The following is a 13,168-nucleotide window of genomic DNA, read 5'->3' as shown; positions in this document are numbered from 1 at the left end:
TCAGAGTGACCCAGGTCACACTCTTCCGGGCTTGCCTAACGATATATCGCGTCCTATCTTAGATACGTCGCCAGTTGAGGTAGAGACGCCGCAGGCGCTCCCCGGCCGACACCCACCTCAGAATCCCGAACCAGTGAGGACACCGCTCATGCGTACCCCCCGAGACAGCTCTTTCGACCCCCGCACCTACGACCCCCGGTCCTTCGACCGGCACCCCTTCGACCGTCAGCCCGGCCCGCGCGGCGACCGCCGCCGGCGGGGCGACTTCCCCGGCCCCGGCGGCTTCGGCCCCGGGTTCCCTCCCGGCCCGGGCTTCGGCCCCGGCTTCGGCCACCGGGGCGGCGGCCGCCGGGCCGGACGCGGTGAGATCCGCGCCGCCCTGCTGCTGCTGCTCGCCGAGCAGCCCATGCACGGCTACCAGGTGATCACCGAGCTCGCCGAGCGCACCGACGGTCGCTGGCGCCCCAGCCCGGGCGCCGTCTACCCGGCCATCTCCCAGCTCCAGGACGAGGGCCTCGTCGCGGTGGCGGACGACGGCGGGCGCCGTCTCGCGTCGCTCACCGACACCGGCCGCGCCTACGTCGAGGAGCACCGCGAGGAGCTCGGCACCCCGTGGCAGAAGGTCGCGGAGGACCCGCGACGCCAGGGCCACGAGCTGCACCACGCGATGCGCGCCCTGGGCGGCGCCGTCGAGCAGGTCGCCCGCGCGGGCACCCGGGCGCAGGCCGAGGCCGCGGCCGCGGTGCTCGACAAGGCGCGGCGCGAGGTCTACCTCGTGCTCGCGGACGACACCGCCCCCGACGTCGACGCCGACGACGAGCCGTCAGCCGAGGCCGACGATCTCGGTCGGTGACCGGCGGACGAGCCGGCCGGCGACCGCGAGCTGGACCCCCCAGCCGTCGCCGCCGAGCTCGACCTGCCACAGCTGACGACCCGAGGTGGCGTCGAGCGCTACCCAGTGCACGACGTCGCCTCGGGCGTAGTCCGGCACCACGAACGCGGCCAGCCGTCCGTCGGTGAACGCCGCGTCGACGAACCGCGGCCCGTACGCCCCCATCGCGTCGAGCCCGTCCACGAGGTCGGGCCGCACCCACAGCACGTCCCCCGTGCCGAGGTCCACGCCGTACACGCGCCGGCCCTCGTCGACCACCACCGCCACCTGCGCGGTCCGCACCAGCACGGTGGTGCTGCGGACGTCGGTCCGCCAGAGCTCCGTCCCGTCGTCGGAGGTCGCCACGGTCGCCTCGCCGCGCCGCGCGAGGTGCACGCCGTCGCCGCCGCCGTCCGTGCTCAGCGGCACGAGGTACCGCCCGCGCACCTCGCGCACCTCGCTGCCGTCGTCGCGCAGGATGCGGTCGGTCGCGGTGGGGCTGTCGGCGCGCAGGGCGTCGGCGTCCGTCCGCACCACGTAGCCGCCCCCGGTCAGCGACTCCACGGAGAACCCCTCGAACGTCCCGGGGTCCGCGGACCGGTCCAGGCGGGCGCCGTCGGGAGTGAACCACGCGTCGATGCCGCACCCGCCGAGCCACAGCAGGCGGTCGGTGACCACCGTCTGGACGCCGCCGCGCAGGTCCACCCCGGACGTCGTGCCGTCGTCCGACCACCGCACGCACAGCGACGGGTCCACCGTCCCGTCGAACGGGACCGTCTGCTGCCAGCGCCGCTCCCCCGTGACCGCGTCCTCGACCCGGACCCGCAGGTCGTAGCCGTCCGCGATGTCCCCCGCGTCGGCGGTGCCGGCCACGACGTCGTCGGCGACCCGCGGGTCCACGGGCGACGCGTCGCCCACCCACTCGACGGAGACCAGCGAGCCGTCGCCGCCCGGGTACAGCTCGGCCGGGGACCCCTCCACCTCCCGCGTGCCCTCCACGGTGCCGTCGGCGGCGATCACGGTCACCGTGCTGCGCCGCACCATGTCGCCCTCCGAGGCACCGCCGTCGGAGAGCGTCGCCGTCACGCACACGATCCGGTCCGCGGTGTCCGTCTCGGCGCCGCCCGACCACACCTGCATCCCCGGCCCGCACGAGCTCGCGCCGGGCGGGAGCCCCACCCGCCAGCGCCGCTCGCCCGTCTCGACGTCCAGGCCGAAGAGCGCGTCCCGGTGCTGCGCCACCACCAGCCCGCCGGCCACCGCCATGAGCCCGCCCGGCACGCTGCCCTCCGCCTCGACCCGCCACACCTCGCGCGGCTCGGCGCTCAGGTCCAGCACGCCGCCGGGCGCGGCGCGCAGCGCGGCGAGACGGCCCCGGTCGCCCACCGTGTCGACGACCATCACCGCGAGCACCGCCGCGACGACCACCACCGCGACCACCAGCCGGCGGCCACGCAGGGCGTCGCGCGCGCGGCCCAGCGCACGGCGCCACGTGAGCGGCTCCGCGCCGGCGCCGGACGGCGGTGGGGGCTCGTCGAGACCGTCGTCGACGTCGTCCGGGTCGAGGTCGATGAGGAGCGGGCTCCTGGGCCCGGCGCTCCGGGTGGCTCGGACGACCGGCGCGGCTGCGCCGTCCTCGGCGTCGTCCGGCGCCACGCCGTCCACGTCGAGGTCGAACGTGTAGGCGTCCGGGCGGGCGCCGCGTCGTCGGGCCACCTCTCGAACCTAAGCCTGGCCCCCGCGCCCGGCGACCCGTGCGCGACCCCGCTGCGCAGGCCCTGCTCAGGCCCGCGCCCGGACCACCGTTCAGACCGTCCGGCGGCGTTCGACGGAGCGTGCGACGGCCAGCTCCAGCAGCGCGGTGCGGGCGCGCCGACGGCGGTCGTCGGGGTCGACCGTGAGGCGGTCGCCGGGGTTGGCGCGACGGCCCGCTCCGGGGGCGGTCGCGGAGTGCGGCGAGGGCAGGACCGCCCGCGACGGGGCCGGGACGGGCGTGGGGACGGGCATCGTGACAGCCATGGGGGCCTCCTTCGCGCGGCCCGGGCGGCCGCTCCTCTCATGCTGCGCGTCCCCCGTTTCCGCGGTGTTGCCCCGGCGTCACGACCGCGTCAGGACTGCGCTCGGAGGAAGCGCTCGGAGGAAGTGCTCGGCGGCGACGCTCAGAGGAAGACCGCGGTGCGCGGCCCGAGCGGGCGCACCAGCACGCGCCAGCTCACGGCCTGCGCCGCGAGGACGGCGGCGAACGCCCCGAGGACGGGCCACGTCAGCCCGTGCAGCACCGCCGCGGGCGCGGCGAGCGCGAGCGCCGCGGGCCCGACGACGGCTGCCGTCGCCGCGACCGGCGCGACGGCGAGCAGCGGGCCGGAGGCGCGCACGACGCCGGTCCGGTGCACGCCGCGGTCCAGGTCGAACCGGGCCGCGAGCGCCACGCCTGCCACCGCGACGAGCAGCACGGCCGCCACCAGGGCCGACGCCGTCCCGAGGGCGGCGACCGCGAGCGCGCCGAGCGCCGCCAGCGTGGCGAGCGCGGCCGCCGGCACGAGGGCGCGGCGCACGCGGCGGCGCGCCTCCCGCGCCACCGCCTCGGGCGCCCGGCCCGCGACGACGAGCGCGCCGTGCACCCGCGTCGTCGCGACGGCGAGCCCTGCCGTGAGCACCGGCAGCCCGAGCGCGATCGCCTGCGCCGCGCCGGAGCCGCCGTCGGCCTGCGCCCCGACCACCGAGAACCGCACCCAGGCGACCCCCGCCAGCGCGCCGAACGCCGCCGGGAGCGCGAGGCTCGCGGCCTGGCCGACGACGTCCCACCCCCGCCGCCAGCCCGGCGACGGCAGGCGGCTGCGCAGCCAGAGCGCGGCGTCGCGCACCACCCAGGCCACCAGCAGCGCCACCACGACGGGGTACGCGGCGGCCCAGAGCGCGGCCTCGACGTGCCCGAACGCGGCGAGCAGCACGCCCGCCGCGGCGACGAGCCACACCTCCCCCAGCAGGAGGAACGGCGCGACCGTGGCCAGCACCGTGCGGCGGCGGGCGTCGTCGCGGCCGCCGAGCGCGCGCACCAATGGCACGCCGCCCTGGACGGCGCCGTCGAGCGCGGCCCAGCCGGCGAGCAGGGCGGCGAGCAGGAGGCCCCAGCCGAGGGCGTTCATCGCGTGCCTCCGAAGGTGAGGAGCTCGGTGCGGTCCTCGGTGCGGTCCTCGGCCCGGGCGCCGGGCCCGCCGCCGGGATCGCCGTCGGGCTCGTCGTCGGCGTCGCGCAGGACGTCGGCCGGCGGGGCGCCGAGGGCGAGGCGCGTCGTGCCGCGGCGGGCGAGGCGCGCCATGACGGACCAGTCCACGACGGCGAGGGTGACCATCACGCCGACGAGGACCACGAGGGACGTGATCACCGCCGCCGCGGACGCGTCGGACACGGCGTCCTCGGTGCGCAGCACGCCCGCGATCGCCCAGGGCTGGCGGCCGATCTCGCGGGCCGCCCAGCCCAGCAGCGCCGTGAGGAACGGTACCGGCAGCAGCACGGTGAGCGTGCCGTAGAGGCCGCTGCGCAGCGGCCGCCACAGGCGGAACAGCACGTTGCCGGGCAGCAGGAGCAGCAGCACGCACCCGACGACGAACGCCAGGCCGGCGACGCCCTGCATCACCGCGTACGCGATGCCCACGACCGGCGGGTCGCCGCCCGGCACGTTCTGCAGGTACTCGAACTGCGCGTACCCGAAGGAGGTCGCGACGAACGCGCCGACCGTGCCGGTGACCAGCCCGATCCGCATCGAGCGACGCCACACGTCGTTCTCCGGCGACATCACGGCGCCCGGGAGGCCGGCCGCGACCACGCCGGGCAGCCGCGACGGCGCCCGGCGCAGGTGCCACGCGCTGACCCCGACCAGCAGGAACGCCCCCGCCATGAGGCACGCCCCCACCACGTGCAGCGCCGACAGCAGCGCCGCCGGGTTGGTGACCAGGGCCGCCGCGTCGGTGACGCGGGCCACGCCGTCCACCAGCTCGAAGCCGACCGGGTTCCGCAGGAAGCCGTTCGCCACCATCACGGTGAACGCCGAGAGGTAGCCGGTGACGACGACCGCCCAGAACGCCGCGGTGTGCGCCCGGCGCGGCAGCACGTGCCACCCGAACACCCACAGCCCGAGGAACGTGGACTCCAGGAAGAACGCCGCCATCGTCTCGATCACCAGCGGGGCGCCGAACACGCCGCCGGCCACGTCGAGCAGGCCCGGGAAGTGCAGGCCGAGCTGCAGCTCCATGACGATGCCGGCGGCGATGCCCAGCGCGTAGTTGACCAGGTAGAGCTGGCCCCAGAACCGGGTGGCGGTCTCGAGCGTCGCCGCCCGCCCGGCGTCGCGGGCCGCCGCCCACCGGGTCTGCAGGATCGCCACGACGGGCCCGAGCCCCAGCGTCACCAGGACGAAGAGGAAGTGCGTCCCGGCGAGCAGCGCGAACTGCAGGCGGGCGGCGTCGACGGCGGTCATGCGGCTGACGCTAGGGCGCCCGAACCCCGCGGTCCCAGGGTTTTCGGGACCTTCGGGGGACAACCCTGAGCGATTTCGGGGGACTCCCCTACCCCGCGGGCGGCGTCAGGCGGCAGGGCGCTTGACGACGACCACGACCTCGATGGCCTGGCCGGCCCCGTAGCTCGGCGACAGGGTCCCCACGGCCTCCCAACCGTCCCGGCCGAGGTCGTTGAGGTCACGCTCCATCTGGGCGTAGTCGAAGCCGCGCATCGCGAGCTTGTAGGTGAGCACCTTGTGCTCCCACGCGGTGGTCGGTGCGGTCATGGTCGGTCTCCCTCGCTGATCGGTGCTGTCGGTGCTGTCGGTGCTGTCGGTGCTCCGGTGGGACGGTGCGCCCGTCCGGTCAGGCGCGCGCCGCCAGGGCGCTCCGCCACCCGATGCGGCCGCCGGTCTGCAGCAGCGCCCCGCGGTAGGCCCGCTCGCTCACGAGCAGGGCGACGACGGCGAACGCGGCGAGGATCAGCAGCGACACGACCGGCTCCCACCAGGCGGCGTCGCCGGACAGCACGCGCACGGGCATCGAGACGACGTTCGCCACCGGGACGTACGACAGGACCGTCTCGAAGGTGCCGCTGGCGGAGAACGTCAGGAAGTACACGCCCATGATCGCCATCGTCATCGGGGTGGTGGTGTGCTGCAGGTCCTCGGTGCGCGACGCGAGCGCACCCGCCACCGCGTACAGGGCCGCGAGGCCGAGGAAGCCGACGGCGAAGAAGAGCACGAACCAGACGAGCGACGTCGACAGCGACGGCAGGATCGACGCCGTCGGCGTGAACGACAGCGCGGCGAGGCCGACGGCCGCGAACACGACGTTCTGCGCCAGGGCCACGACCGAGCTGCCGAGGATCTTGCCGGCCAGCAGGTGCCGCAGCGGCACGGCGGTGGCCATGATCTCCACCAGGCGCGACTGCTTCTCCTCCACCACGCTGCCCGCGATCATCTGCCCGGAGCCGAGCGCCCCGATGAAGAACAGCAGGGCGAGGGCGAACGATGCGAAGAACAGCGTCTGCGAGTCCACGGCGTCGCCGTCGACCCGGTCGGTGGTCAGGGTGCCGCCCGCGGTGAGCTCGGCGGCGGTGGTGCCGGCCTCCTGCGCGTTGGCGTCGAGCGCCTGGGCGGCCACGCCGGCCGTGAGCAGGCGGGTCAGCGTGCTGTCGGGGGCCGCCTGGCCGGTGAGCACCCAGCCGCCGTCCGTCGACCCGGCGTCGCTCCCGTCGGCGGGGTGCAGCCAGGCGTCCGCGTCGCCGTCCGCGAGCGCCGCGCGGGCGGCCTCGTCGTCGGGCACCTCGAGGGTCGTGAGCTCGGCGCCCCCGCCCTGCTCCTCGGGGATCGCGGCCGCGGACTCGACGGACGCCGTCCCGGCGGCGTCCCCGGCCACGACGGCCACCGTGAAGCTCTCCGTCTTGCTGCCCTGCCAGGCCATGAACCCCGCCAGCGCGGCGATGATCGCGACCGAGACGAGCAGCCCCACGAGGAACGTCTTGTTGAGCGCGCGCACCACGATCTCGCGCTTCATCACGACGAGCCACGCACCGCGCGTGCTCTCCTCGCCGGTCCGGTCGAGGGTGCCCTGCGTGTCCGGGCGGGTGGGGGTGGTGGTGGTCATGCGTTGCTCCTTTCGCGCGAACGCTGCGGTGCCTCACTCCGGCACCCCTCGTTCCTCGGCGTACCTCCGCGGGGGCTCCGCGCGTTCACGCGGTCACCTCGCGGTAGATCTGGGCCAGCGTGGGCCGGACAGGGGTGAGCTCGCGGACGCCGCCGCGCTCGAGGCCGGTGGCGAGCAGGCGCTGCAGCGCCGCGTCGTCGGCCACCTCGAGGAGCGCGACGGACCCGTCGACGTCGACCGCGTGCACGCCGGGGACGCCGCGCACCCAGCCGGCGTCGCCGCCCGAGACGAGCCGGTGGCGCAGCGCACCGGTCCGCTGCAGGTCCGCCGGCGCGCCGTCCGCCATGACGCGACCGGACTTGAGGATGACGAGCCGCTCGCACAGCCGCTCCACGAGGTCGAGCTGGTGCGAGCTGAACAGCACGGGCACGCCCCGGGCGGTGTGCTCGGCGAGCAGGTCGACCATGCCGTCGACGGCGGCCGGGTCGAGGCCGCTGAACGGCTCGTCGAGCACCAGCAGCCGCGGCGTGCCCATCAGCGCGGCGACGATCTGCACGCGCTGCTGGTTGCCGAGCGACAGCTTCTCGACGTGCTCCTTGGACCGGCCGGCCAGGCCGAGCCGGTCGAGCATGTCGAGCACCTCGGCGCGGGCCCGCGGGGCCGCGATGCCGCGCAGGCGCGCGAGATAGACGAGCTGGTCGAGCACCGGCTGCTTCGGGTAGAGGCCGCGCTCCTCCGGCATGTACCCGAACGCGCGGCGGTCCGCGCGCGTGACCGGGTCGCCGCCGAACCGCACCTCGCCGGCCGTGGGCGCCAGGACGCCCATGATCATCCGCATGGTCGTCGTCTTGCCGGCGCCGTTGCCGCCGACGAACCCGGTGAGCAGCCCGGCCGGGGCCGCGAACGAGACGTCGTCGACGGCCGTGAGGTCGCCGAACGTCCGGGTCAGGCCCCGGACCTCGAGGAAGTCGTTGTCCATGACGACGACGCTACGGAACGCGGGCCCGGGACGGATCCGCCCGGCGGCGGAGATCCGCGCCTCCCCCGCGGGGCGGACCGGCGCGTCCGCGCACCCCCGACTTTCGTCGCGCGGCGGTCGACGGCGGTCGGTACCGGTCGGCGCGGAGCCCTGGCACCGTGCAGCGGGACGCACGATCCACCGGCGAGCACCCGGCGCCCCGACGAAGGAGAGCACGATGACGTTCACGAACCCGCAGGGCACCCGCGGCGCCCGTCAGCCCCGCGGCCGCTTCCTCGCCGGCAGGAACCGGCGGGCGGCGCGGCGCGCGGGCCGGGCCACCGGCGACCTGCTCGCCCTGACGACGATCGGCCGGAGGACCGGCCAGGAGCGGTCCACCCCCGTCGGCGGCTTCCCGGGCGGAGACGGCAGCTGGATCGTCGTCGCGTCCGCCGCCGGCGCCCGCGCGAACCCCGCCTGGTACCTCAACCTCGCGGCCCACCCCGACCGCGCGACCGTCACGACCGGCGGCCGGACCGTGCCCGTCGTCGCCGAGGAGCTGCACGGGGCCGAGCGCGCCGCCGCCTGGCGGACGGTCACGACCACGTCCCCCGGTTTCGCCGGGTACCAGGCCCGGACGGACCGCGAGCTGCCCGTCATCCGGCTGACCCCCGCGGCCAGACCCGTCGCCACCGAGCCCGGGAACGCGAGCGGGCCGACGATCGCACCGCGGCGCCGGTAGCGGTCGAACCGGTCGTCGCCCCGCGCCGAGGGGATGCCGGTGTCGAGGACGCCGAGCATCGCGCGCCGCCATCGCCCCTGCCGGACGAGCGCAGCGGCCTGCTGGTCCGTCAGACCGTGCTCGCGGCACCGTGCGACGGACACCAGGCCCCCCTGGAGCGCGGCGAGCCGGCCGAGCGACGAGGGGACCACGATCCGGCGGGGCATCGCACCAGCCAAGCCGAGCCGGGCGGCAGGCCGGCGGCGTCATCCACAGTTCCTCGACGTAGCACCCGGTGACGGTTCAGCAGCGGGAACCGTCACCAGGTACTACGTCAGGGCGCGGTGGTAGTAGACGACGGCCTGCACGCGGTCGCGCAGGTGCAGCTTGGCCAGCACGTTGGAGACGTGGGTCTTGACGGTGGCCTCGCCGAGGAACAGCTCGCCGGCGATCTCGGCGTTCGACAGCCCCTGGCCCACGAGCACCAGGACCTCCCGCTCCCGCGGGGTGAGGAGGTCCAGGGCGGCGTCCGGCCGCGACGACCCGACGGCCGGCGGGCGCGCCCGTCCGCCGCCCGTCCCCGCGACCATCCGGGCGATCACGCGCTTCGTGACCTCCGGCGCGAGCAGCGCGTGCCCGGCAGCGACGGTGCGGACGGCGTCCACCAGCCGGTCGGCGTCGGAGTTCTTCAGCAGGAAGCCGGACGCGCCGGCGCGCAGGGCGTCGTCCACGTAGGCGTCGTCGTCGAACGTCGTGAGCACGAGCACCTTGGCGAGGTCGTCCGCGACGATGCGGCGGGTCGCCTCGATGCCGTCCATCACCGGCATCTGGACGTCCATGAGCACGACGTCGGGGCGCAGCGCGCGCACCTGCTCCAGCGCCTGCGCGCCGTCGGCGGCCTCGCCCACCACCTCGAGGTCGGCCTCGACGCCCAGGATCATCGCGAAGCCGGACCGCACCAGCCGCTGGTCGTCGACGAGCAGCACCCGCACCGGCCTCCCGGAGGCGGCGTCGGGGCCGGTCACGGGCGGTCCTCGGGCAGTGGCAGGCGCACCCGCACACGGTAGCCGCCGGTGGCCCGCGGGCCGACGTCGGCGATCCCGCCGTGCGTCGCGACGCGCTCGCGCACGCCGACCAGGCCGAGCCCGGTCCCCGTGGAGCCGGGGCGCGGGCGGCCGTCGTCGAGCACCTCCACCTCGGCGAAGCCGTGCGGGAACCGGTCCGCGGACGGGTCGTCGCGCCGCGCCGGACGGCGGTCCACGCGCACGACGACGCGCGCGGACCGGGCCGTGGAGTGCTTGCGCACGTTGCTCAGCGCCTCCTGCGCGGTGCGGTACAGGCTGAGGCCGACGGGCGCGGGCACGGCGTCGACGGCGCCCGGCTCGGCGACGACCCGCACCTCGACGTCGAGCCCGGCGTCGTCCGCGAGGGACGGGACGTCGGCCAGCCCGGGCTCCGGCGCGCGCCCGCCGCCCGAGCCCGCGTCGCCCGGGCCGTCGCCGTCCTCGACCCCGCGCAGCGTGCCGAGCAGCCCGCGCATCTGGGCCACGGCCTCGCGCGACTCGCCCTCGATGGTGGCCAGCGGCGCGGCGGCCGAGGCCGGGTCGCCGGCCAGCATCCGCCGGGCGGCGGCGGCCTGGATGCCGATGACGGACACGTGGTGGGCGACGACGTCGTGCAGCTCGCGGGCGATGCGCAGCCGCTCGGTGACAACAGCCTGCCGCTGCAGCTCCGCCGTCTGGCGCTCGATGGTCGCGGCCTGGTCCTGGAGCTGCTCGCGCCGGCGCGCGCCGTGCCACATGAGCTGGCCGCCCACGACCGCCCCGTAGAAGTAGGCGAGGTTGATGAGCAGGTTGTACGCGGTGAACGCCACCCCCGGGTCGACCAGGCCGGGCCGCTCGTCGGCGAGCCCCATCTGCTCGACGATGCCGTCGATGCCGGCCCCGACGGCGAACTGCCAGGCCAGCCACCCGAACATCGCCAGCAGGGCGGCGCCCACGACGAGGGCCATCGCCTGCCGGTCGCGCGCCCACGCGACCGCGCTGAACAGCGCGACGAAGTAGACGACCTGCAGCGGCACGAGGATCGTCACCATCGGGACGGTCAGCCCGACCACGAGGAAGTGCACGTACACCACGGAGAGCACGACCAGGGGGAACCGCCGGCGCCACATGAGCGGCGCGGCGCCCAGGGCGGCGAGCAGGTAGAGCAGCCAGGTCGGGGCCTGCTCGTCCTCGAAGTACCCGAAGCTGCGGGCGAGCTCGGCGCCCACGAGGGAGACGACAACGAACGCCGCGCCCAGCCACAGGTCGTTGCGGTAGGCGCGGGCGGGGTCGGCGGGCACGCGCTCCCACCCCGAGTCGATCCCCCACCAGTCGGCGAGGCGCGCGGTCCACGAGGCGCGGTGCTGGGGCATCCGGTCAGCCTAGAGAGGGGAATGCGGTGGGCGCCTCCCCCAGGAGGTGGAAGTGTGGGCCCATGAGCCTCCCCACGTCGGCGGACTTCTGGATCTGCCGCACCTGCGCCGTCGAGCACTCCACCCGACCGGAGGTCTGCGCGATCTGCGCGGACGAGCGCCAGTGGGTGCCCGTGACCGGCCAGGCATGGACCACCCTGGACGAGCTCGCGGCCGAGGGCCTCGCCGTCGAGGTCGCCGAGCTCGAGCCCGACCTGCTCGCCCTGCACGCGACGCCGCACGTGGGCATCGGGCAGCAGGCGAAGGTGGTGCGCACCGACGCGGGCGCGCTGCTGTGGGACCCGCTCGGCTTCGTGGACGACGTGGGCGTCGCGGCGGTCGTGTCGGCCGCCGCGGGCGGCGACGTCGTGATCGCCGCCAGCCATCCGCACATGTTCGGCGTGCAGGTGGAGTGGAGCCGCCGCCTGGCCGCGGCCACCGGCCGCGACGTGCCTGTCCTGGTGAGCGAGGCCGACGCCGGCTGGGTGGCCCGCCCGGACGCCGTGATCGAGACGTGGTCGCCGGACGCGTCCGGCGAGCGCGAGGTGCTGCCCGGCGTCGTGCTCAGCCAGCCGGGCGGGCACTTCCCCGGCTCGGCGGTGGTGCACTGGACCGGTGCCGACGGGCGCGGCGTGCTCCTGTCGGGCGACACGATCTTCGCCAACCCGGACCGCACGGCGAGCTTCATGCGCAGCTACCCCAACCGCATCCCGCTGTCGGGCACGGTCGTGACGCGCGTCGCCGAGCACGTGGCCCGCCGACCGTTCGACCGGCTCTACAACAACTTCGACGGGGTGATCCCGGCCGACGCGCGCGACGTCGTGCTGCGCTCCGCCGAGCGGCACGCGGCCTGGGCGCGCGGCGACTTCGACCACCTCACCTGATCACCGCGCCGCCGGCTCGACGGCGCCGCCGGCCGGGTCCGCCGCAGGCTCGACGGCGGGCGCGGGCGAGCCGTGACCCGGACGTACACTCCCGGGGTGAGCCAGCCGTCCACGTCCCCGCCCAGCACCGGCTCGGGACGGGCGGCCGGGGTGGCGCTCGCGATCGTCGCCGGTCTCGCCGCCGCGCTGCAGAGCCGGGTCAACGGCTCGCTCGCCACCGCGATGGACAGCCCTTTCGTCGCGGCGTTCTTCTCGTTCAGCTCCGGCCTGGTGCTGCTGCTGGTCGCTCTGGCGTTCTCGCCGACGGGGCGCGCCGCGGTGCGCCGCGTCGGGACGGGGCTGCGCACCGGCGGCCTGCGCCCGTGGGAGTGCCTCGGCGGTCTCGGCGGCGCCTTCTTCGTGATGTCGCAGGGCCTGACCGTCGACGTCCTCGGCGTGGCGGTCTTCACCGTCGCCCTGGTGGCCGGGCAGTCGGTGAGCTCGCTCGTCATCGACCGGGTCGGCATCGCCCCCGGCGGCGTCCGCCTGGTCACCCTCGGGCGCGTGCTCGGCCCGGCCCTCACCGTCGTCGCGGTGGTGGTCGTCTCCGGCGCGGGGGCGTCCACGGCGGCGCTCGCCCTCGCGCTGTTCCCGCTGGTGGCGGGGGTGCTGCAGTCGTTCCAGCAGGCCCTCAACGGCAGGGTGCGGTCGGCGGTGCGCGTCACGACCCCGGCGGGCGCCCGGGCCCGGCTCGGCGGGGACGGCGGGGTGATCGCGGCGACCGTCGTCAGCTTCGTCGTGGGCACGGCGGCCCTGCTCGTGGTCATGGGCGTCGCGCTCGCCGTCGGCGGTGCCCCGGCGGGAGGCCTGCCGCCGGACCTCCTGCTCTACTCCGGCGGCCTGCTGGGCGTCACGTTCATCGCCCTGCAGGCGGCCGTCGTGCAGCGCATCGGCGTGCTGCTGCTCGGGCTGGGCATGATCGCGGGCCAGGTGGTGGGCGCGCTCGTGCTCGACGTGCTCTCCCCCGCCGTCGCGCCGCCCGGCGCCGCGACGTACGTCGGCGCGGCGCTCACCCTCGTCGCCGTCGCCGTCCCCCTTCTCGAGGGCGCGCTGCGCCGACGCTGACCGCCCGAACGGCCCGGGACGCGCCGACGCCGCCACGACCAGGGCGGTCG

At 76.2% G+C, this 13,168-nt stretch carries 13 protein-coding genes; 4 read left to right on the top strand and 9 right to left on the bottom strand.

Annotation, left to right across the window (positions count from 1 at the left end; all coding sequences use genetic code 11):
• Window positions 1-148 precede the first annotated feature (148 nt).
• Window positions 149-853, top strand: coding sequence for a PadR family transcriptional regulator (locus tag ACFQ80_RS09700; RefSeq protein ID WP_430563500.1), 705 nt, complete (start codon window positions 149-151; stop codon window positions 851-853).
• Here the strand turns inward: ACFQ80_RS09700 and ACFQ80_RS09695 are convergent.
• The 7 genes from ACFQ80_RS09695 to ACFQ80_RS09665 form a co-directional block, all read right to left on the bottom strand.
• Entirely contained in the window at window positions 824-2,587 is a 1,764-nt protein-coding gene (locus ACFQ80_RS09695; RefSeq protein WP_430563499.1) for a PQQ-binding-like beta-propeller repeat protein, read from the bottom strand. The genes ACFQ80_RS09700 and ACFQ80_RS09695 overlap by 30 nt on opposite strands.
• Window positions 2,588-2,677: 90 nt before the next feature.
• Window positions 2,678-2,890, bottom strand: coding sequence for a hypothetical protein (locus ACFQ80_RS09690; protein ID WP_430549110.1), 213 nt, complete (start codon window positions 2,888-2,890; stop codon window positions 2,678-2,680).
• A 140-nt stretch (window positions 2,891-3,030) separates the two neighbouring features.
• Window positions 3,031-4,017 carry a cytochrome d ubiquinol oxidase subunit II gene (locus ACFQ80_RS09685; protein WP_430563498.1) on the bottom strand — a complete coding sequence of 329 codons (987 nt, stop codon included), beginning with the start codon at window positions 4,015-4,017 and terminating at the stop codon, window positions 3,031-3,033.
• Window positions 4,014-5,348, bottom strand: a complete 1,335-nt coding sequence (locus ACFQ80_RS09680; protein ID WP_430563497.1) for a cytochrome ubiquinol oxidase subunit I — start codon at window positions 5,346-5,348, stop codon at window positions 4,014-4,016. The genes ACFQ80_RS09685 and ACFQ80_RS09680 overlap by 4 nt, the downstream gene beginning before the upstream one ends.
• Before the next feature lie 105 nt (window positions 5,349-5,453).
• Window positions 5,454-5,654: a DUF4177 domain-containing protein gene (locus ACFQ80_RS09675; protein ID WP_430549113.1), complete on the bottom strand. Its 201-nt coding sequence runs from the start codon at window positions 5,652-5,654 to the stop codon at window positions 5,454-5,456.
• 79 nt (window positions 5,655-5,733) lie between these two features.
• On the bottom strand, window positions 5,734-6,996 hold the full coding sequence (locus ACFQ80_RS09670) for an ABC transporter permease (RefSeq protein WP_430563496.1): 1,263 nt from the start codon (window positions 6,994-6,996) through the stop codon (window positions 5,734-5,736).
• An 85-nt stretch (window positions 6,997-7,081) separates the two neighbouring features.
• Complete coding sequence (locus ACFQ80_RS09665) at window positions 7,082-7,975, bottom strand: ABC transporter ATP-binding protein (protein ID WP_430563495.1); 894 nt, start codon at window positions 7,973-7,975, stop codon at window positions 7,082-7,084.
• A 217-nt stretch (window positions 7,976-8,192) separates the two neighbouring features.
• Here ACFQ80_RS09665 and ACFQ80_RS09660 point away from each other — a divergent pair, with 217 nt between their 5' ends.
• Window positions 8,193-8,696 carry a nitroreductase/quinone reductase family protein gene (locus tag ACFQ80_RS09660; RefSeq protein WP_430563494.1) on the top strand — a complete coding sequence of 168 codons (504 nt, stop codon included), beginning with the start codon at window positions 8,193-8,195 and terminating at the stop codon, window positions 8,694-8,696.
• Window positions 8,697-9,004: 308 nt separating this feature from the next.
• Here the strand turns inward: ACFQ80_RS09660 and ACFQ80_RS09655 are convergent, their stop codons facing one another.
• Window positions 9,005-9,616 (bottom strand): response regulator, encoded by a 612-nt coding sequence (locus ACFQ80_RS09655; protein ID WP_430563535.1) that lies wholly within the window; start codon window positions 9,614-9,616, stop codon window positions 9,005-9,007.
• An 80-nt stretch (window positions 9,617-9,696) separates the two neighbouring features.
• On the bottom strand, window positions 9,697-11,091 hold the full coding sequence (locus ACFQ80_RS09650; protein ID WP_430563493.1) for a sensor histidine kinase: 1,395 nt from the start codon (window positions 11,089-11,091) through the stop codon (window positions 9,697-9,699).
• 62 nt (window positions 11,092-11,153) lie between these two features.
• On the opposite strand from ACFQ80_RS09650, the gene ACFQ80_RS09645 reads away from it, so the two are divergent.
• Entirely contained in the window at window positions 11,154-12,014 is an 861-nt protein-coding gene (locus ACFQ80_RS09645) for a hydrolase (protein WP_430549119.1), read from the top strand.
• A 96-nt stretch (window positions 12,015-12,110) separates the two neighbouring features.
• Window positions 12,111-13,118 carry a DMT family transporter gene (locus ACFQ80_RS09640; protein ID WP_430563492.1) on the top strand — a complete coding sequence of 336 codons (1,008 nt, stop codon included), beginning with the start codon at window positions 12,111-12,113 and terminating at the stop codon, window positions 13,116-13,118.
• Window positions 13,119-13,168: the final 50 nt, after the last annotated feature.

This window comes from Isoptericola sp. NPDC056578 (assembly GCF_042793275.1).
Lineage (GTDB): Bacteria > Actinomycetota > Actinomycetes > Actinomycetales > Cellulomonadaceae > Isoptericola.
The sequence above is the reverse complement of the archived record's forward strand: the minus strand, read 5'-3'. Positions and strand labels throughout refer to the sequence as shown.